Below are 19251 nucleotides of genomic sequence, written 5' to 3'. Positions count from 1 at the left end.
GTGCTCAATGTTTAGTAAAACGTTTATTAACCGCCCCAAGCTTGCGCTTGTCATCGCGGTCGTACTTACCCTGTGCGGTACCATTGCCGGTATCAACTTACCTGTGTCTGAATATCCAAATGTCGCACCGCCGCAAGTGGTTGTTAATGCTAACTATACCGGCGCTTCGTCGTCTGTAGTTAAAGAAACCGTAGCACAACCCATTGAAGATCAGGTCAATGGTGTTGAAGGCATGATTTATATGCAGTCAAAGAGCTCAAATGACGGCAGTTATCAGCTAACGGTGACGTTTGCGACCGGTACCGATCCTGATATGGCGCAAGTTCGTGTACAAAACTTGGTTGCTATGGCCGAGCCAAAGTTGCCGCAAGATGTACGTCTGGTCGGCATCTCAGTGAAAAAACAATCGCCTGATATGTTGTTTTTGGTCAATGTTTATTCTGAAAATGGCGAGTTCGATCGACCATTTATTTCCAATTATGTAAAAATTAATATTCTCAGCGCATTAAAGCGGGTTGATGGTATTTCCGATGCAACCATCATGGGCGAGGCCGCCTATTCGATGCGTATTTGGTTAGATCCTCTGAAAATGGCGGGTTTAAAAGTCACGCCGTCGGATATTAAGGCAGCATTAAGCGAACAAAATATTCAGGTAGCAGCTGGTTCCGTCGGCTCACCACCTTATGATTCAGACGTACAAACCAGTTACACCTTACAAGTTAAGGGTAAGTTGACTGAAGTAGATGAGTTTGAGGACATTATTTTAAGAGCTGATTCCGATGGCTCTTTAGTCACGTTAAAAGACGTCGCTAGAATTGAGTTGGGCCAAGAAGACTACTCGATAGATACTAAAGTGGATGGTAATCCAGCAAGTATGGTTGCCTTGTATCTGTTACCTGGTGCCAACGCATTAGAGACAGGGCGAAAAGTCAAAGAAATGATGGCACAAGCAGCGCCATCGTTTCCAAAAGGGTTGGTTTACTCGATAGGTTATGACACGACACGATATGTTGCTACGTCGATCGCCAAAGTGGTTTCTTCTTTGTTGCAAGCGGTTGGTTTGGTAATCATCATCACCTACGTCTTCCTTGGCAGTGTACGCGCAGCCATGGTTCCGACTGTGGCGATACCGGTTTCATTAATCGCGACGTTTTCGGTAATGCTGCTGTCCGGCATGACGATAAATACCATAACTTTATTTGGTTTGATACTCGCCATCGGGGTGGTTGTCGATGACGCGATCTTAGTGGTCGAAAACACCGAGCGGCATCTCGATGAAGATCCTAACATCACCCCTGAAATGGCGGTGACACGAACCATGGAAGAGGTCAGCGGACCTATCGTTGCGACAACCTTGGTATTGCTGGCGGTGTTTATTCCTGTCGCCATGTTGCCTGGTTTAACGGGGATTATGTATCGTCAATTTGCGTTGACCATTTGTGTGGCGGTTTTGTTTAGTTCACTTAACGCACTTACCTTGTCACCAGCTTTGTGTAAATTGTTGTTGAAGCGACAAGAGCAACAGGCAGGTTGGTTTAAGAAGTTTAATAAGGTGTTCGACTTTATCCGCGATAAATACGGTGCGGGTGTCGCATTTTTTATCCGCAAGAGCATTATTGTCGTGATTGCCTTGGGTGCAATGTTAGCGTTGTTAGGCTGGGGGTTTGCCAAGACTCCGACGGGGTTTGTACCACCAGAAGATAAAGGTATTTTTATCGTCAGTGTGCAGTTGCCTGATGCCAGCTCTTTGGCTCGAACGCAAAAGGTATTAGATAAACTCACCGGACAGTTGCAACAAGATGATCGGGTAGAAAGTATTACTTCTGCCGCAGGCTACAGTATCTTATCAGGTGCTGCGCAAAATAATGCTGGTGTTATGTTTATTGTTCTTAGACATTGGGATGAACGACCTGAGCGATCCGATATCGTCTTTGCTATAACACAGAAGGTGAACTTCCTCGCATTTAAAGAGATACCTGAGGCGCAAGTGTTTGCTATTCCGCCTCCAGCTGTACCGGGAATGGGCGCCGTTGGTGGCCTTGAATTTATTCTTCAGGATAAACTCGGTGCGTCAAATGCTGAAATGGCACGTGTGCTTAATATGTTTATTATTGAAGCGAACCAGCATCCAGCATTAACCAATGTCTACAGTACGTATCGAGCTAATGTGCCGCAATATTTGGTGGATATTGATCGTACCAAAGCAAAAACCTTAGGTATTAATCTTGATGAAGTGTTTGTGACATTACAATCGCAACTTGGCTCATTTTATATCAATGACTTTAATAAGTTTGGACAAACCTACAAAGTCATTATGCAAGCCAAGACGGATAGTCGACAAAACATCAGCGATATTCGCAATCTGTATGTTCGTAACCAGCGTGGTGAGATGGTCTCTATGTCAACCATTGCTGATGTAGAAGATATTCACGGACCGGACATCAGTGAACGTTATAACTTATTTAATTCACTGAGTATTCGCGCCTCAGCATCACCTGGTTACAGTTCTGGTGACGGCATCGCGGCGATGGAGCAGGTTGCCAAAGATATTCTGCCACAGAACTTCCAATATGAATGGACCGGCATGACCTATCAAGAGATTGAAGCGGGTAACATGGCGATTTACGCTTATGCGTTAGCGTTAGTGTTTATTTACCTGTTCTTGGTCGGCCAATATGAAAGTTGGTCGGTGCCTATTGCGATTATCTTGGTTGTACCATTAGCGCTGCTTGGTGCGATAGGGGCGCTCAATGCCGTCGGCTTGCCATTAAACTTGTTTGCACAAGTGGGCTTAATATTGCTTATAGGTATGGCGGCTAAGAATGCTATTTTGATCGTTGAATTTGCGAAGAATCTGCGTGAAGAAGGAGAGACCATTCATAATGCCGGTTATCAGGCGGGTATTCTCCGATTCCGTGCAGTATGTATGACAGGTGTGTCTTTCATTGTTGGTATCATACCGCTTGTTATCGCCACAGGTGCTGGTATGTTTAGCCAAAAATCCCTTGGTTTTACCATCTTTGGTGGTATGACGATGGCCCTAGTGGTCGGTACGGTGATCATTCCTGTATGTTATGTTGTTGTGCAAAGCGTTAGGGAAAAACTCAAAGGTGAGCAGACAAGCAAGTAAGCTTTAGTCGCTGTAATCGCGCCATGTTGTCATTGACAATGTGGCGCTTTTTTATGTTTATCACTTTTTTGATAGTCGCTATATTTACTTGCAGCAATCTTTGCGCTTTCATTAAGGTATTGATAGTTTGTATTTATGTCGACACGTTTGCTGCCGAACAAGCATAACAAAGACTGCTAACCGCGTTAGCACCATAGAAGCTTTATTAAAGCGCCAGGAGAGAAGATGCGATTTACGTTGTGGCTTATTGCGTGTGTATTGGTTTCGGCTTGCACCGTGCAACCAAACTCTAAAGACTCTGTCGAACCGGAAAGCGAGTCTTATCAACTCGATTACGGCTTCTATTCGTACACCTATGAGAAAATTGACAATTACCCCGCAGAAGCTGATTTGAATCTATTGTTTCCGGCGATACCCGGCTCTATTTTTGGTATGCCGTCACCAGAGTTGGTGCATATTAGCTCGGTCAATAATGATTTAACCTTTGAATTAACCTTACCCAATGACATGGATGCGCTCGCCTCGAGGTTGACAGGGGGAGGTTTAATGATCACCCCGGCAGATACTAAAGTACTGCGCTTGGGCACGTTTCATGTATTTCCATCAATGCGAGACAACGTTGGCGGCGGTGGCTTTATTCACAAACCAAGCGGTGACTTTATGTTGCTGGTGTATTTCTCAAAATCAGCACATATAAGCGGGCAATTTACGATTGGTAGAGACCAGTTTGAGCATGATATAAACATACCGGCGGCAGGTTGGCATTGGATCAAAATAGGCAAGCAGTCTGATTACAGTTATCGTCTATCGACGTTTGACGGTGACAGTGATCAAATCGAGTTCTTTGTGCTTGTAGAGAACGTATTTAATGTCTAATTGGCATCAACACAAGGCGCATATCTGTTGTTATGAATCATTATCGTAAAAAGCATTTGGCGCTTGTCATAGGCGCTGTGGCGATGCTAATTGGCGCGTTATTTTTTGCGCTCAGTTGGTTTGTGTTTGACCACAATATGCCGGGCTATCGAATCGCACTATCACCTGGTATTTTGTTTATGAAGTTGTTCACAGAAGAGCTAGATATGGGGCTTAAACTGGTGTTGTTGATGGCTGGCCAGTTTGTGATAACGGCGGCAGTGAGTTACTTGCTGTTGTCTATGTCGAATTGGTTTACTGACACTAAGCACAGCTGATACTAAGCTAACCTTTACGAGAACCGACAAATTCTAGAACAGACAAAGACCATTAACGATAAAATCGATAATGGTCTTACTAACTATCTTTATTGCCTCTGTCGTTTGGCTAAAACACCTGGTGTTCTAGTTATATTCGTCGACCGAAATAACTCTAGGTTCACCATTAATCAATTCGATAAGTCCTTCCATCCAAACGTATTTGTTTAGCTTTTTAGAACGGTAACGAATGATTATTTTGGCTTCTCTATTGCCTAAAAATTCAGAGGAAATGAAAGATACATCGGTACCGACTCGCGTCTTACTACGATGTCCTTTTTTAAGATAGTCAAGATACTCACCACGATCGTATTGCAATACGAAACCAAAACCGCTGGAACCTTGATTAACCGTAACTTGAACGTCATTAGACATAACGCTTTGTAGTAGGGTTTCATCTTCAGTGCGGTGAAAATCTATAAACTGTTGTGCTATATGATTAATACTGTCTTCGGTTAACTCATCTAAGGCAAACGCTAGAGATGGATAACTGACCATTATCATAAGCAATAAAACAAATTTTCTCATACCTAGCTCATTAAACGCATCCATTAGCACAAAGTGAATGTCCATGTTCACTTCCCAAGTCACAGTATGGCGAGTGCTACTTAACTTCTCCGGTATCAGGGATGTATATTTTTGTTATCAATATATGCTTACATTAATAAAGATAACGTACTTTTTATTTAAAAAGCCAGTTTTATTTAAAATTTGCATAATTTATGCCCTTAAATTAACAAAAAATTGACGCCTTTGATTCTTTTTTCAACAAAATAGTGTTACTAATAAATTCAAGCGGTTACAGATTTAAACCTTGGCATTATCTAGGGTGCTGCAAGATACTCTGTGCGCTTAAGCGTTTTTTTGTGCAGGAAAAACAACAATTATGTCCATTTAATTGTTTACTTACATAGGCTTACGGCCTGACATACGAGTAAACAAAACCTGAACTTTCAGGGTAACAATAATAAAGGTTCATTCTATGCAAATTGGCATTCCAAAGGAGTCACTCGAGGGTGAAAACCGAGTCGCTGTTTCCCCCGCATCTATTCAAGCACTGGCTAAGTTAGGGTTTGATGTTGTTGTCGAAAGCGGAGCCGGTGATAAAGCAAGTTTCAATGATACGGTATATGGCGAAGCCGGAGCGGGCATTGTTGATGCAAACCTAGCTTGGCAAGCGGATTTAGTATTGAAGGTGAATCCACCTAACGATGCTGAAGTCGATATGCTCAAAGATGGCACCACCTTAATTAGTTTTATAGCGCCAGCACAAAACGACGCATTACTGAGCAAATTAAAAGATAAACAGGTTGATACTCTGGCCATGGAAATGGTGCCGAGGATGACTCGCTCGCAATCCATGGATGCATTAAGCTCTATGGCAAATATTGCCGGTTACCGCGCGGTAGTCGAAGCAACCAATCATTTTGGTCGTTTTCTTACTGGCCAAATTACCGCCGCCGGTAAAATTCCACCGGCGAAAGTGATGATTATTGGCGCTGGTGTCGCAGGTCTTGCAGCGATAGGTACGGCAGGTAGTTTAGGGGCGATTGTTCGTGCTTTTGACACTCGACCTGAAGTAAAAGAGCAAATAGAAAGTATGGGTGCCGAATTCCTTGAACTCGATTACGAGGAAGAAGAGGACACCGGTGCAGGCGATGGCTATGCCAAAGAAATGAGCCAAGCCTTTATTGATGCTGAAATGGCATTGTTTCGTGAACAAGCGAAAGACGTTGATATTATCATCACAACAGCAATGATCCCTGGTCGTCCTGCACCTAAGTTGATTCTTGAAGACATGGTGTATTTGATGAAGCCTGGTTCTATTATTGTTGATTTAGCTGCACCCGGTGGCGGTAACTGTGAATTGACCAAACCCGGTGAAATGATAGAAATTAACCAAGTGAAAATCATTGGTTATACCGACTTTGTGTCTCGCTTACCGAATCAATCCAGTCAATTGTACGCCAATAACTTAGTCAATTTGATGAAGTTATTATGTAAGGACAAAGACGGCACTATCGACATCGATTTTGACGATCAGGTGTTACGTAATATGACCGTGGTAAAAGACGGCGAAGTTACCTTTCCACCACCGCCTATTCAAGTTTCAGCCGCGCCGCCTGTGGCAAAACCCGAACCGGTAAAAGAGGTTGTTGAGCAACCAAGTAAACCCGGTGTTGGCAAATACCTCGCTATGTTGCTAGGTGCCGTTGGTTTTACCTGGGTCGCAAACGTCGCTCCGGCGGAGTTTTTATCGCACTTTACGGTATTTGTTCTTGCTTGTGTGGTCGGCTATCACTTGGTTTGGAACGTTACCCATGCACTCCATACGCCATTAATGAGTGTCACCAATGCCATTTCAGGCATTATTATTGTCGGCGCATTATTGCAAGTCAGCAGTGACAATCTACTGGTGCAAATACTGGCTGGGGTGGCGGTGTTAATAGCCACCATCAATATAGCCGGTGGATTTTTTGTCACCAAGCGTATGTTGAAAATGTTTCGTAAAGAGGGGTAATGACGATGTCTGAAGGAATTATCAGTGCAGCGTATATCATTGCCGCTGTGTTGTTTATTTTATCGCTTGCTGGTTTAAGCAAGCAGGAAACTGCCGAAGCAGGTAACTGGTACGGTATCATCGGTATGACCATCGCTCTGGTCGCGACCATTGCTGCACCGCAGGTCAGTGGTGTTGCCATTATCATTGTCTGTATGGTGATAGGTGGCGCTATCGGTTTGCACTTTGCCAAAAAGGTCGAGATGACCGAAATGCCAGAGTTGGTCGCCATTTTGCACAGCTTTGTTGGCCTGGCTGCGGTATTTGTTGGCTTTAATAGCTTTTTAGAGCATGACCCGTTGATGATAGGCGCAAGTTTAACCATTCATAATGTTGAAGTGTTTTTAGGCGTGTTTATTGGTGCGGTAACCTTTACCGGCTCTGTCGTCGCGTTTGCGAAATTGCGTGGTCTTGTAAATAGCGCGGCGTTAATGCTTCCGCATCGCCATAAGTTAAATCTTGCCATGGTGTTATTTTCTATATACCTAATGGTCGAGTTTGTCGGTGGCGGCGGTATCGCCTTCCCACTTATCGTTATGACGTTAATCGCCTTTGTATTTGGTTATCATTTGGTCGCATCTATTGGCGGTGCGGACATGCCGGTTGTCGTCTCCATGCTTAATTCGTACTCGGGTTGGGCCGCCGCATCGGCGGGCTTTATGTTAGGTAATGACTTATTGATTATTACCGGCGCATTAGTGGGCAGCTCAGGTGCTATTCTGTCTTACATCATGTGTAAAGCCATGAATCGCTCATTTATTAGCGTGATTGCCGGTGGTTTCGGAACCGATGTTCAAACCAGCAGCGATGTTGATTACGGTGAGCACAGAGAGATCAGTGCTGAAGCAACCGCTGAATTATTATCGCAGGCCAAATCTGTGATCATAACGCCGGGTTATGGCATGGCTGTGGCACAAGCGCAGTATCCTGTATATGAAATTACCCAAGCGCTGCAGCAAAAGGGCATTAAAGTTCGCTTTGCGATTCATCCGGTTGCTGGCCGTTTACCGGGGCATATGAACGTACTGTTAGCTGAGGCTAAAGTACCTTACGACATTGTCTTGGGTATGGAAGAAATTAACGATGATTTCGCCGACACTGACGTGGTATTGGTTATTGGTGCTAACGATACGGTAAACCCCGCGGCGGCGGAAGACCCAACCAGTCCGATAGCAGGTATGCCAGTATGTGAAGTGTGGCACGCAAAGCAAGTTATTGTCTTTAAGCGTTCGATGAATACCGGCTATGCTGGTGTGCAAAATCCGCTGTTCTTTAAAGAAAATACCGACATGTTATTTGGTGATGCCAAAGACAGTGTCGAGAAAATTTCTAAAGCACTGTAGCAGTATGTGTCGCTACGCACTTCTAGTAGGTGCGAGTCTTCAATAAAACAATCCCCAACAGATTCATTCTGTTGGGGATTGTTTTTATCTCTTGCCAGTTTATAATCCTTGTACTTATCGCTAATTCATGTCGCATATTGTTGTCTACATTACCTGCTACACAATCACCGCAATCGCAAACTGAGTTTAATGGCAGTATTGGCATTTTTGACTCTGGCGTTGGTGGTTTATCCATTTATCAAGGTGTCAAAAATTTACTTATCAATGAGCGAGTGGTGTATGTCGGTGACATGGCGCATTCTCCTTATGGGGAAAAGTCCGCTGAGTTTATTCTTCAGCGCTGCCATAAAATTTGCCAGTATTTACAACGACAAGGGGTAAAAGCCATTGTTGTCGCCTGTAATACCGCAACCGTGTCAGTGATAGACAGTTTGCGAGCACAATTTAGTCTGCCCATTATCGGGGTGGAGCCGGCGGTAAAACCTGCGGCTTTGCACAGTAAAACCGGCCACGTTGGCGTGTTTGCTACGCGGGCGACATTAGCCAGTCGTAGCTTCAATCAATTGATGGCAGACCTTACCCAATTCGCTTGTTTTCATACCGTAGCTTGTCGCGGTTTGGTTGAAGCAATCGAAACCATGCCACATGATGACAATCACATTCAGCGACTGTTAAACGATTTTAGCGCACAGGTATTATCACATAACATTGATGCTCTGGTGTTAGGGTGTACTCACTATCCATTTATCAAACATCAACTGCGCCACATATTACCAAAGCACATCGACATTTATGATACCGCACAGGCAGTAGCACGGCAGCTACAACGTCGATTGCAACAAGTCGACGGATTAGCGCCGCAAACACATTCGCTTGAAGATGTGTTCTTAACCAGCGGCGATGCGGCCTTTGGCGAACAGATTTTCTCAAGGCTATTAAATAAATCAACTAAAGTTAAACAATTAATTATCTAACCAATTAATGATCTAATTGGGGGTAGGGACAGAGGCTATGAAAATAGACAAAAATACCGTCGTACAATTTCACTACGTGCTTAAGAATGAACAAGGTGAGGTAATTGAAAACTCAAATCAAAGTGAGGCGATTGCCATTTTGATGGGCCACCGCAATATGATCAAAGGCGTTGAAAACGCCTTGTTAGGTAAGCAAGCTGGCGAAAGCTTTAGTGTCACCGTAGCGCCGGAAGATGCCTATGGTGAGTATATTGACGGCGCTGAGCAACGAGTACCAGCCAAACATTTACAAGGTGCCAAGAAGTGGAAACCTGGTATGGTGGCTGTGGTCGAAACAGACCAAGGTCAACGTCAAGTAACTGTGTTAAAAGTAGGCCGTTTTATGATTACCGTCGACACTAACCACCCGTATGCTGGCCAATCGTTGAGTTTTGATATTGACGTGCTGGATGTTAGAGCAGCAGATGAGAGTGAAATATCTCACGGCCACGCTCATGGCATAGGCGGTCATCAGCACTAGCATACAAACAAAGGGTTGGTAATGCGGCTAAGCTTAATTGGCTGATTGAAAGTCTAATTAAAAGCCTATTTAAAAGCTGTATTGCAGCCCAATTTCGGCACTGACCGGGGTAAAGTCGATAGTGTCAAGACGCACAGAGGCAGAATTTTGCTCTAAATCGGTGAGTTCTAAATTGGTATATTTTAGCTCAGCCAGTAACGATAAGTTTTCGCTCATGCGAAAATCCATACCCGCCATTATCGAAAAGGCAATGTCAGAGTCATTTTCTAAGGTAATCGAGTCATTGTCGTTTTCGATTTCCAGTTCTGTATCGGTTGTCGCACCTATACCAATGCCAAGGTATGGACGCATATTTCCTTTAAATTGCACGTGCCAATAGGCATTTAGCGAAATCACAGAAACACTAAAGTTAGCATCTAGTTTAGGGTCGTCTAGGGTGTCGAATTCATCAAAGGTGACATCGGCATCGCTGTCGAAGTAGCTGTAGCTAAGTTCTAAAGAGACATTATCAGAGACAAAATAACCAATACCTAAACCGGCAACATAACCTGTGTCTGGTTCAATTGGAATTTTATCTTCTAAGTCGATTGATGCCTCGCCCTCGGCATCGGTGCCATCAATGTAGGTAATGCCTATTTTCGGTTTTAAGTACCAGTCGCCTTGTGATGAAAGCGCTTGAAAGCTTAAAAAGATCAGCATTATAAATACGAAAACTTTGAGAAATACGGCACTGGCTGTTTTCATTGTTATGCATCCTTGAACTTAGACGACTGAGTTTGTTAGGCTGTTATGTTAATAATAGTTCAATAAGATGGAATAGAGTAATTATTCCCCCTGCAACTTTGGAGAAATCCTGCAATGCCAATTAACAATAAAAAACTGCTGGCGCTATTCGCTTTAATGCCATTATCAGCAATGGCCGCCGATTATAAGATACTGCATGCTGGTAAGGTATTACCTGTGCCAGGGAAAACGGTGTTAAGTCAGCAATCGATTGTCATAAAGGACAATCAAATTGAAGCTATACTGCCTGGATATATCACCAAGTCAGAAGTCGATAAAGATGCCGAAGTTATTGATTTAAAGGATAAGTTTATTATGCCTGGGCTTATGGATATGCACGTGCATATTCAATTTGAATTAGGCCCAAATAACGATAGTGAAACCTTGAAATTGTCAGCCGAAGATGTCGCTATGCGCAGTGTTTATTTTGCTGAGAAAACATTGCAATCAGGGTTCACAACGGTACGCGATCTTGGCGCTAACCCACAACCGCTATATGCGTTACGCGATGGCATTAACAAAGGTTGGGTAGAAGGCCCACGTATTGTCGCCTCAGGTGGTGTATCGGTGACCGGTGGTCATGGTGATGTCGATGGCATGCGTCATGATTTGTTAGAAAAATACACCAGCAAGACCATCTGTGACGGTCCGTACGATTGCCGAGGGGCAACGCGCAATGCCATTAAGTATGGTGCTGACGTTATCAAGATTACCTCAACGGGTGGTGTCTTGTCTGATACCAATACCGGAACCGGACAACAAATGGCTGACGATGAAATCAAAGAAATTGTTGATGCCGCTCACGCACTCGGTCGTAAAATTGCTAGCCATGCCCATGCCGCAGCTGGTATCAATGCTGCGTTGCGTGCTGGTGTTGATTCAATTGAACATGGTAGCTATGCCGACGAAGACTCTATTCAACTATTCAAATACTCAGGGGCGTATTTAGTACCTACGTTATTGGCGGGCGACACAGTATTAAAAATGGCAGAGACCAGTGACTTTATGTCTGATGCCATTAGAGCCAAAGCCCGTAGGGTCGGCGCCGATATGATTGCCAACTTTTCTCGTGCTTATGAGAATGGCGTAAACATTGCTTTTGGTACCGATTCTGGCGTGTCCTCGCATGGCAATAATGCCTATGAAGCGGTGCTTATGTATAACGCCGGTATGGCGCCTATGGATATTTTGAAATCGGCGACAATAAATGCCGCTGACTTAATCGATAAAAGCAGCCAGCTGGGCACGTTAGAGCAAGGTAAATTTGCCGATATCATTGCTATGGATGATAACCCACTAAAAGATATCAGTGCTTTGCAACGTGTTAGCTTTGTGATGAAAGATGGCAAAGTGTTCAAACACAACCTTTAAACTCGAGTTTGTTGACAGCCTAAGTAAGGTTGATAAACAACAGTGGCAGGCTTTGTTTGCGGACAATCCGTTCTGCCACTGCGAGTTCTTATTGTCCCTTGAGCAACATTGTTTAGGTCAAGGCAGCGGGTGGTATCCACAACATATCTTAGTCTTTGATGGTAGCGACATAGTAGCTGCCATGCCTGGTTACATCAAAACGCACTCCTATGGCGAATACATGTTTGATTGGAACTGGGCTGACGCTTATCAACAAACTGGTCAAGACTATTACCCTAAGTACGTCAGTGCTATTCCGTTTACGCCAGTCAGCAGCCGTCGCATCGCCATTGCGGCAAGTCATCAGCAGCACAGCGAGCAAATCATTTCGGCGGTTATTAAAGGCTGCCAATATCTGCAAGATAAATTGCAACTATCCAATAGCCAGTGGTTGTATATTGATAAGCCAACCTCCGACATATTGGCAACGACTTGCCCGCAACGTATTGATTTGCATTACCTTTGGCATAATAGAAATTATCAGGACTTTGACGACTTCCTAGCGCAGCTCACTTCACGTAAACGCAAAAACATCAAAAAAGAACGGGCCAAAATCGCTCAGCAACATTTCACCTTTCAATGGTTATATGGGGCACAGATAAATGATGACCTTTGGCAGCAGTTTTATAGGTTTTACGTCAATACCTACCGTTATCACTCAGGTCACGATGGCTATTTAAATCTGCCTTTCTTTCAAAGCTTATCGACCGTGTTACGCCAACATGTGCGTTTGTTGATGGTCGCAGATCAAACCGGAGAGTTCGTCGCTGGGGCCTTATTTGTTGTCAGTGATGATACCTTGTATGGGCGCTATTGGGGGGGTGAGGCAGGGGATGATTTTCTGCACTTTGAAGTCTGTTATTACCAAGGCATTGAATACGCCATTAAGCACCAGCTAGCGTTTTTCGATGCCGGTGTTCAAGGCGAACATAAATTAATCCGCGGCTTCGAACCTAAATTAAGTTATGGCAATTATTTATTTACACAGCAGCCGTTTGCTGCGGCAATAACAGAGCACCTAAGCCAACAAAATCGTCATATCCAAATGGCACTCGAGCGCGCTAAACAATATTTGCCGTATCGCAAGGACGGTTAACGCTGTGCTTAATCAAGCACTTTCTTCGACTTTCGCTTAAGCACGCCTGTGGTCATGCCGACACCGGCAAGAATCAACACCGCGCCGATAAGCATTGACATGGTCAATTGCTCATCTAGGAAAATCATTCCCCAGAAAACACCAAATACCGGAATAAGGTAGGCTACCGAGATGCTTTTATCTGGACCTACTTCTTTGATCAAATAAAAATAGATGATATAGGCAAGGGCTGTGCAAATCGCGCCAAGCACAATGGTGGCGATTATCGCTTGTTCACTAACCGCCTGCTCAGGCATAAAAAATGGCAAAATAGGTAAATACACCAATGCCGCAAAAAACTGGCTGCCAACGGCGACCGACAAAGAGTTTACCTTGCTAAGGTATTTTCCGGTATAACAGGCAGCAAAACCGTAATTAAGGCCAGCGACTAATCCGGCAAAAATAGCGATGGCGGTGGCATCAATGGCAAAATCACCTTTGCCAGCGAATAAGGTCAAAATACCAATAAAGCCCAACATCAGACCGGTCGTCTTGTTGATGGTCAGTCGTTGTTGCAACCAAACAAAGCCGACCAAAGCGGCAAATATAGGCGCGGTGGCATTTAAAATTGAGGTTAAGCCAGCGGATAAAGTTAACGTGGCATAAGCCAATAACACAAACGGTATGGCAGTATTGGTCATACCGACAATAAAAATACCTTGCCAATGCCGACGTAAATCGGCAAAACCGCGCCGAAACAATAAAAAGGGTAATAACGTGGCAAAACCGATCAGTGCTCGAAAACCAATCAATGCAATCGGGCCCATTTCAGGCGTTGCAACCCTCATAAACATAAAGGAAGCGCCCCATATGGCGGCCAGTAGTATCAACAGCAATGTTTGATTGAGAGTCATGAAAATGTCGTAATGGTGATGTTATGGTGTCATCATTGGCAAGCACTCGTCACTATAAAGTGACACCTGCATTGACCAAGGATAAAACGTTAGGGTGGGGATATTATAGAGTCTAGGTTAGGTTTGTAAGCAACAATTTTGATTTATTAGGCCTGTACACAACATTATTTACATTTTGCCTATTGAAAAAACACCTCAAGCACCTATATCATCGCCGAGAATTATTTATTTTCACAAATGATTAGATTCACAATCAATTAAATTCAATAACGAAAAACAAAGTTAACTCATGGTCATTAGTCTTTCTCTTTTACAAACCAAACTAAAACGCATTGATTCGAGCAAGCTGTTTCAAGGCATTGTCATTTCTGTCATTGTGTTGTCTGCATTATTGATTGGTGCCAAAACTCATGATCTACCAAGCCAAGTCATTTCATTTTTACTGATTCTGGATATGGCGATTACGGTATTCTTTGCTATCGAAATTGTTATTCGTTATTTAGCAACGGACTCAAATAAAGAGTTTTTTAAGAATGGCTGGAACATCTTCGATACATTGATTGTTATTGGCAGTTTAATTCCCGCCGGTGGTTCTGGTGTGCTGTTGGCGCGTTTACTTCGAGTGTTCCGTGTGTTGCGCTTGGTATCGATGATCCCTGAATTAAGGTCCTTGATAAACGCACTGCTTAAAGCCATCCCCAAAATGGGCTACATCGCCTTATTAATGTTCGTTATCTTTTATATTTATGCGGCGATTGGCAGCATCATGTTTGCCAGCATTAATGACGTGCTGTGGGGGGACGTTAGCATCGCACTGCTTACCTTGTTTCGGGTTGCCACTTTTGAAGATTGGACCGACGTTATGTACGAAACAATGGAAGTGTACCCACTAAGTTGGATTTTCTATATTAGCTTTATCTTTTTCACTGCGTTTATTTTTCTTAATATGATGGTGGGGACGATCCTAGAGGTAATGGCAGAAGAGCACGAGTTAGAAAGGGCTCGCGCACATGGCGAAAGTGGCGATGGCGGAGAACCTGCCTCTCGTGCACAAATAGAACAGTTACAGAACCAAATCAGTGACTTACAAAAATTAATAACAGAAAAGCACAATTGATTTATATCATTTTACATTAACAACCACTATCATTAACAAAGTTTAAATCTCATAATCTTGCACCTGAGCTGTAGCGACAGGTGCTTTGTCTGTGGTTGTCGGTAGCAAAATGACGCCCTATGGCACTCATTAAATTATAAGGGCTCGGTTTTGTTTACTGACGTTGTAAATTTTCTTAATGGCTTACTTTGGGGTCAGATTTTAGTACCACTTCTATTGATCGCTGGTGTGTGGTTTACCATCCGCTTAAAAGCAATTCAGTTTCGCCACTTTGGCCACATGTTTAGTGTTATGCGACATAGTCGTAATACTGACGGCCATGGTATCTCATCTTTTCAGGCTTTGTGTACGTCCTTAGCGGCACGTGTTGGTACCGGTAATTTGATGGGCGTTGCAGTGGCAATTTCCTTAGGTGGTCCAGGGGCAATATTCTGGATGTGGATGATTGCCTTGGTCGGCATGGCCACCGCGTTTGCGGAAAGCACCTTAGGTCAGTTGTACAAAGAAGAAAATAGCAGCGGTAACTACCGTGGTGGCCCGGCATTTTACATGCTTAAAGGTCTAAAAAGCCCCGCTATGGCGTTGATATTCTCTGTCTGTTTGTTTATCGGTTACGGCATGGTCTTTTCAGCTCCGCAAGCATTTTCGATTGCTGAAGCTCTCGACTACTCCTATGGCGTAGACCCGTATATTACCGGTGTGATAATCACCATTTTGGCGGGTATCATTGTTATGGGCGGGATGAAAAAAATCGCTCGTTTCTCCGAAATGGTTGTGCCATTTATGGGGGTAGCGTATTTCCTTGTTGCGCTGTGGGTGATCTTAACCAGTTTGCCTGAAATCCCTGGCGTTTTTAAACAAATCATATACTCAGCGTTTGGATTACAAGAAGCCGGTGCAGGTATGCTTGGTGTCGCTATGATGCAAGGCATTAAACGCGGCTTGTATTCAAATGAAGCCGGTATGGGTTCGGTACCACATGCTGCCGCTGCAGCAACGCCGTATCCACCACACCCTGCATCGCAAGGTTATGTGCAAATGTCAGGCGTATTCTTTGACACCATCATACTATGTACCTGTACGGCGATGATTATTCTTTTAAGCGGTATTGAATTAGGCCAAACCTTTGGTATTCAGCTTACCCAGCAAGCATTGGCAAATCAGGTCGGTTCTTGGGGGAGTGACTTTATTGCCTTAGCGATATTCTTTTTCGGCTTTACTTCAATGGTCGCCAACTACGCCTATGCAGAAAATTCGCTGCCGTTCTTAAAAATGAACAATAAGATTGGCCGAGCCATCTTTTTAGCGGTGTTTTTAGGCATGATTTTTTATGGCTCTGTGGCCACGTTAGGCGAGGTACTTGGTCTCGCTGATTTGGCTATGGCCTTGATGACGGTGATTAACGTTATCGCCATTATGTTTTTGAGTAAGCATTTAGTTACCTTAGCCAAAGACTATAATGAACATATTGATAAAGGCGATATACCGCGCTTTGTCGCCAGTGACGAGCAAGTTAAAGACATGAACTTAACGGCTGGTATCTGGAGCGAAGAAAATACCCGTTTGCCTAAGTAAGGTACGTACTAGGCTATACAATCGTAATAAAGCCGGTAAGAAGCCGGCTTTATTGTTTTATTATATTGGGGGTTTTTGCTATGCTTGCCCCGAAATTTGACGATAGACAAGGATCTCAATGAGCTTTGATACCATAGGCTTACCTGAACCCGTATTAAAAGCGGTAAAGGAATGCGGATATAAAAACATGACGGCAGTGCAGCAACGGGCGATCCCAGCGGTGCGAAGTGGTCAGGATGTGTTAGCCAGTGCCCAAACCGGTACCGGTAAAACCGCGGCCTTTGCATTGCCTATCATTGAGCAACTATTGCAAACGAATACATCGTCAACCCCAGTGGTTAAAGCCTTGATCTTAACGCCGACACGAGAACTTGCGCAGCAAGTTGCCGACAATATTGAAAGTTATTGTCGTTACACGCAATTAAAAACCTTGGTGGTTTTTGGTGGCGTTGGCTCTGCAGGGCAAGAGAAAAAACTTAAGGCTGGCGCAGATATCTTGGTCGCCACACCGGGTCGCTTATTAGAGCATGTGCAAATGCGCAACGTTAATTTGGCACAAGTTAAACATGTGGTACTCGATGAAGCCGATCGTATGTTGGATATGGGCTTTTTCGCTGATATTGAAAAGTTATTAGCGTCTCTTAAGCATCAGTATCAAACCTGCTTATTCTCAGCGACCTTTTCAAATAAAGTAAAAACACTGACTAAGCAAATTTTGCAGAACCCACGTATCGTTGAAACTGCCAAGCAAAATGCGACGAACGCCAAGATAAAACACTTTGTTTATCCGGTAGAAGAAAAGCGTAAGAGTGAAATGCTGGCGGAGTTAATTGGTGTTAACAACTGGCAACAAGTGATGGTGTTTGCGGGGACTCGAGAAAGTGCCAATCAAATCGCCAAAGAGCTCAAGTTAGATGGCATCAAAGCGGTGCTGTGTCATGGTGAAAAATCACAAGGTGCACGCAATAAAGCATTGCTGGACTTTAGTGAAGGTAGAGCGCGAGTTATGGTGGCTACGGATGTCGCTGCTCGTGGTATCGATATCGCTGATTTACAGTATGTGGTTAACTACCACTTACCATTTTTACCAGAAGATTATGTACATCGTATTGGTCGTACAGGGCGTGCCGGTAAAACAGGAACGGCGATTTCTTTATTGTCACCAAAAGACAATAAATTCCTTGCCAATATAGAACAGACCATAGACCAAAAAATTGTGCAGGTTAAGTTACCTGGCTATGATTTCGATCCAACGGATTATCAGACCGAGACGCAAGCCCCTGAAAAGTCGAGCAAGAATCGCTATCAATCACAGCAATTGAAAAATCGCTCTGTTGCGCAAAAGCAAAGCAAAAAGACCACGAAAAAAGCGGTTAAACCGAAAAAACGCAGTCGTTATTCAAGCAAATAAGCGGATTTAAGTTGGCAATGGACTACCAAGATATCGAAGTACCGTTTCATTTTCGGCATTTATGCTGGTTTTGCGGCGAACCTTATGCGCAAGTATTTTCCTTTCCGCCAACTCATAGTGAGCACCTTAATTGCCCGCACCCACACTTGAACGTTAACGCTTGTAGTGAATGTGCCAAGTTTGCCAAAAAAGCTAAAGGCCATACTATTTTTTCCGTGCGCCAAGAAGTTAAACAGGCGTTATTAAAAGCCCATCAAAAAGATTTAGCGATAGGACAAAACTGGACCAAGCAAGAGTTAGCTGACGCCGGTTTTGAAGATGGTAACTTTGCCGGATTTGCCAAAAGTGCGTGGTTTATGTTTGAAGTGGCTCGCGATAGAATTAATTTTAAAGCCTGGCCGTTAGTGGTGTCGGGACAACAAATCGACAGTATTTATCAAGGCATGAGCTTTCAATTTGATGGCGTGACTTATCCTGATATCTATCATGCGGTTGATTTTTTCGCCAAGACCTATGATCTGAATAACCCGTTTATTCTCGCTGTGCTTAACATTATCGGTACTGAGCAATTTGCCAAAGCGATACGACTGGCGCGAACTTGTGTTGGTTTTACCCCACAAGAGCGCCAGCAGCTGCTAAATAAACTTACCGCTAATCAGCAAGATTAAATTATTGAATGATGATCACTGGATCGTAGTTTGAACCCGCACAATCCTTAACCGCAACATCATAAGTATAAGTACCTTTATGTTTGACTTTACAGTCGACAATATCATCACCACCGGCTTTTAGGTCACAGTTGTGAAATGGTTTTTTATGTTTGTCATTGGTTGATGCGGTAAACAGTATTTCAAACTCTTTACCTGGTGATGTTTTCCAGACTATGCGTTTTTCTTGCTTAGAACAGATGCAATCTTTCTTACCCTTACACGGGCTATTTTCCGCACCAAATTGCAATGCACAATTGTCAACATCAGGCTCGAGTGGTTCGATGACGCAATTGTCGGCATCAAGATTTATGGTGATGGTTGTGCTCTTCATTTTGTCGATTTGCTCTGCTTGATTGGCATCGGCAGCATCGGCAACATTGATCAGCGCCCATGACGCACCAAGAATGCTGATGATAACGACGATAAAACGCAAGATTACAGCGAATGAATGACTCATAACAGTTTCCTAGGGTTATTATTAATAAACTGCCACAGTT

17 protein-coding genes are annotated in these 19251 nt (G+C 43.7%); 13 read left to right on the top strand and 4 right to left on the bottom strand.

Annotated elements, in window-relative coordinates; genetic code table 11:
- Positions 1-7: 7 nt before the first annotated feature.
- From HII16_RS15705 to HII16_RS15695, 3 genes are all read left to right on the top strand, one after another.
- Positions 8-3130, top strand: coding sequence for a multidrug efflux RND transporter permease subunit (locus HII16_RS15705; RefSeq protein ID WP_169131656.1), 3123 nt, complete (start codon positions 8-10; stop codon positions 3128-3130).
- 225 nt (positions 3131-3355) lie between these two features.
- A complete protein-coding gene (locus tag HII16_RS15700) occupies positions 3356-4006 on the top strand; it encodes a hypothetical protein (protein WP_169131654.1) in 651 nt (216 codons plus the stop codon).
- A gap of 32 nt (positions 4007-4038) precedes the next feature.
- Entirely contained in the window at positions 4039-4323 is a 285-nt protein-coding gene (locus HII16_RS15695; RefSeq protein WP_169131652.1) for a hypothetical protein, read from the top strand.
- A 126-nt stretch (positions 4324-4449) separates the two neighbouring features.
- Here HII16_RS15695 and HII16_RS15690 read toward each other — a convergent pair whose 3' ends face one another.
- Positions 4450-4935, bottom strand: a complete 486-nt coding sequence (locus tag HII16_RS15690) for a hypothetical protein (RefSeq protein ID WP_169131649.1) — start codon at positions 4933-4935, stop codon at positions 4450-4452.
- 409 nt (positions 4936-5344) lie between these two features.
- Between HII16_RS15690 and HII16_RS15685 the strand changes: the two genes are divergently transcribed.
- From HII16_RS15685 to HII16_RS15670, 4 genes are all read left to right on the top strand, one after another.
- A complete protein-coding gene (locus HII16_RS15685; RefSeq protein ID WP_169131647.1) occupies positions 5345-6883 on the top strand; it encodes a Re/Si-specific NAD(P)(+) transhydrogenase subunit alpha in 1539 nt (512 codons plus the stop codon).
- A 5-nt stretch (positions 6884-6888) separates the two neighbouring features.
- Positions 6889-8265, top strand: a complete 1377-nt coding sequence (gene pntB, locus HII16_RS15680; RefSeq protein ID WP_135439700.1) for a Re/Si-specific NAD(P)(+) transhydrogenase subunit beta — start codon at positions 6889-6891, stop codon at positions 8263-8265.
- A gap of 140 nt (positions 8266-8405) precedes the next feature.
- On the top strand, positions 8406-9239 hold the full coding sequence (gene murI, locus HII16_RS15675; protein ID WP_169131644.1) for a glutamate racemase: 834 nt from the start codon (positions 8406-8408) through the stop codon (positions 9237-9239).
- Positions 9240-9276: 37 nt separating this feature from the next.
- On the top strand, positions 9277-9759 hold the full coding sequence (locus tag HII16_RS15670; protein WP_169131642.1) for a peptidylprolyl isomerase: 483 nt from the start codon (positions 9277-9279) through the stop codon (positions 9757-9759).
- A gap of 69 nt (positions 9760-9828) precedes the next feature.
- Here the strand turns inward: HII16_RS15670 and HII16_RS15665 are convergent, their stop codons facing one another.
- Complete coding sequence (locus tag HII16_RS15665; RefSeq protein ID WP_169131639.1) at positions 9829-10503, bottom strand: porin family protein; 675 nt, start codon at positions 10501-10503, stop codon at positions 9829-9831.
- A 114-nt stretch (positions 10504-10617) separates the two neighbouring features.
- Between HII16_RS15665 and HII16_RS15660 the strand changes: the two genes are divergently transcribed.
- Entirely contained in the window at positions 10618-11913 is a 1296-nt protein-coding gene (locus HII16_RS15660; RefSeq protein ID WP_169131637.1) for an amidohydrolase family protein, read from the top strand.
- A complete protein-coding gene (locus tag HII16_RS15655) occupies positions 11885-13048 on the top strand; it encodes a GNAT family N-acetyltransferase (RefSeq protein ID WP_169131635.1) in 1164 nt (387 codons plus the stop codon). The genes HII16_RS15660 and HII16_RS15655 overlap by 29 nt, the downstream gene beginning before the upstream one ends.
- A gap of 8 nt (positions 13049-13056) precedes the next feature.
- Here HII16_RS15655 and HII16_RS15650 read toward each other — a convergent pair whose 3' ends face one another.
- A complete protein-coding gene (locus tag HII16_RS15650; protein WP_169131633.1) occupies positions 13057-13941 on the bottom strand; it encodes an EamA family transporter in 885 nt (294 codons plus the stop codon).
- Positions 13942-14230: 289 nt separating this feature from the next.
- On the opposite strand from HII16_RS15650, the gene HII16_RS15645 reads away from it, so the two are divergent.
- The 4 genes from HII16_RS15645 to HII16_RS15630 all read left to right on the top strand — a co-directional run bounded on the left by HII16_RS15645 (position 14231) and on the right by HII16_RS15630 (position 18712).
- Entirely contained in the window at positions 14231-15058 is an 828-nt protein-coding gene (locus tag HII16_RS15645) for an ion transporter (RefSeq protein WP_135439707.1), read from the top strand.
- Between the two features lie 150 nt (positions 15059-15208).
- Positions 15209-16633 carry an alanine/glycine:cation symporter family protein gene (locus tag HII16_RS15640; protein WP_169131631.1) on the top strand — a complete coding sequence of 475 codons (1425 nt, stop codon included), beginning with the start codon at positions 15209-15211 and terminating at the stop codon, positions 16631-16633.
- 118 nt (positions 16634-16751) lie between these two features.
- Positions 16752-18044: a DEAD/DEAH box helicase gene (locus HII16_RS15635; RefSeq protein ID WP_169131629.1), complete on the top strand. Its 1293-nt coding sequence runs from the start codon at positions 16752-16754 to the stop codon at positions 18042-18044.
- Positions 18045-18061: 17 nt separating this feature from the next.
- Entirely contained in the window at positions 18062-18712 is a 651-nt protein-coding gene (locus tag HII16_RS15630) for a hypothetical protein (protein WP_169131627.1), read from the top strand.
- Between the two features lies 1 nt (position 18713).
- On the opposite strand, the gene HII16_RS15625 is transcribed toward HII16_RS15630, so the two are convergent.
- On the bottom strand, positions 18714-19211 hold the full coding sequence (locus HII16_RS15625) for a hypothetical protein (protein ID WP_169131625.1): 498 nt from the start codon (positions 19209-19211) through the stop codon (positions 18714-18716).
- Positions 19212-19251: the final 40 nt, after the last annotated feature.

The organism is Thalassotalea sp. Y01 (genome assembly GCF_012932945.1).
Classification (GTDB): Bacteria; Pseudomonadota; Gammaproteobacteria; order Enterobacterales; family Alteromonadaceae; genus Thalassotalea_A.
This window is presented reverse-complemented; position numbering and strand designations above follow the sequence as displayed.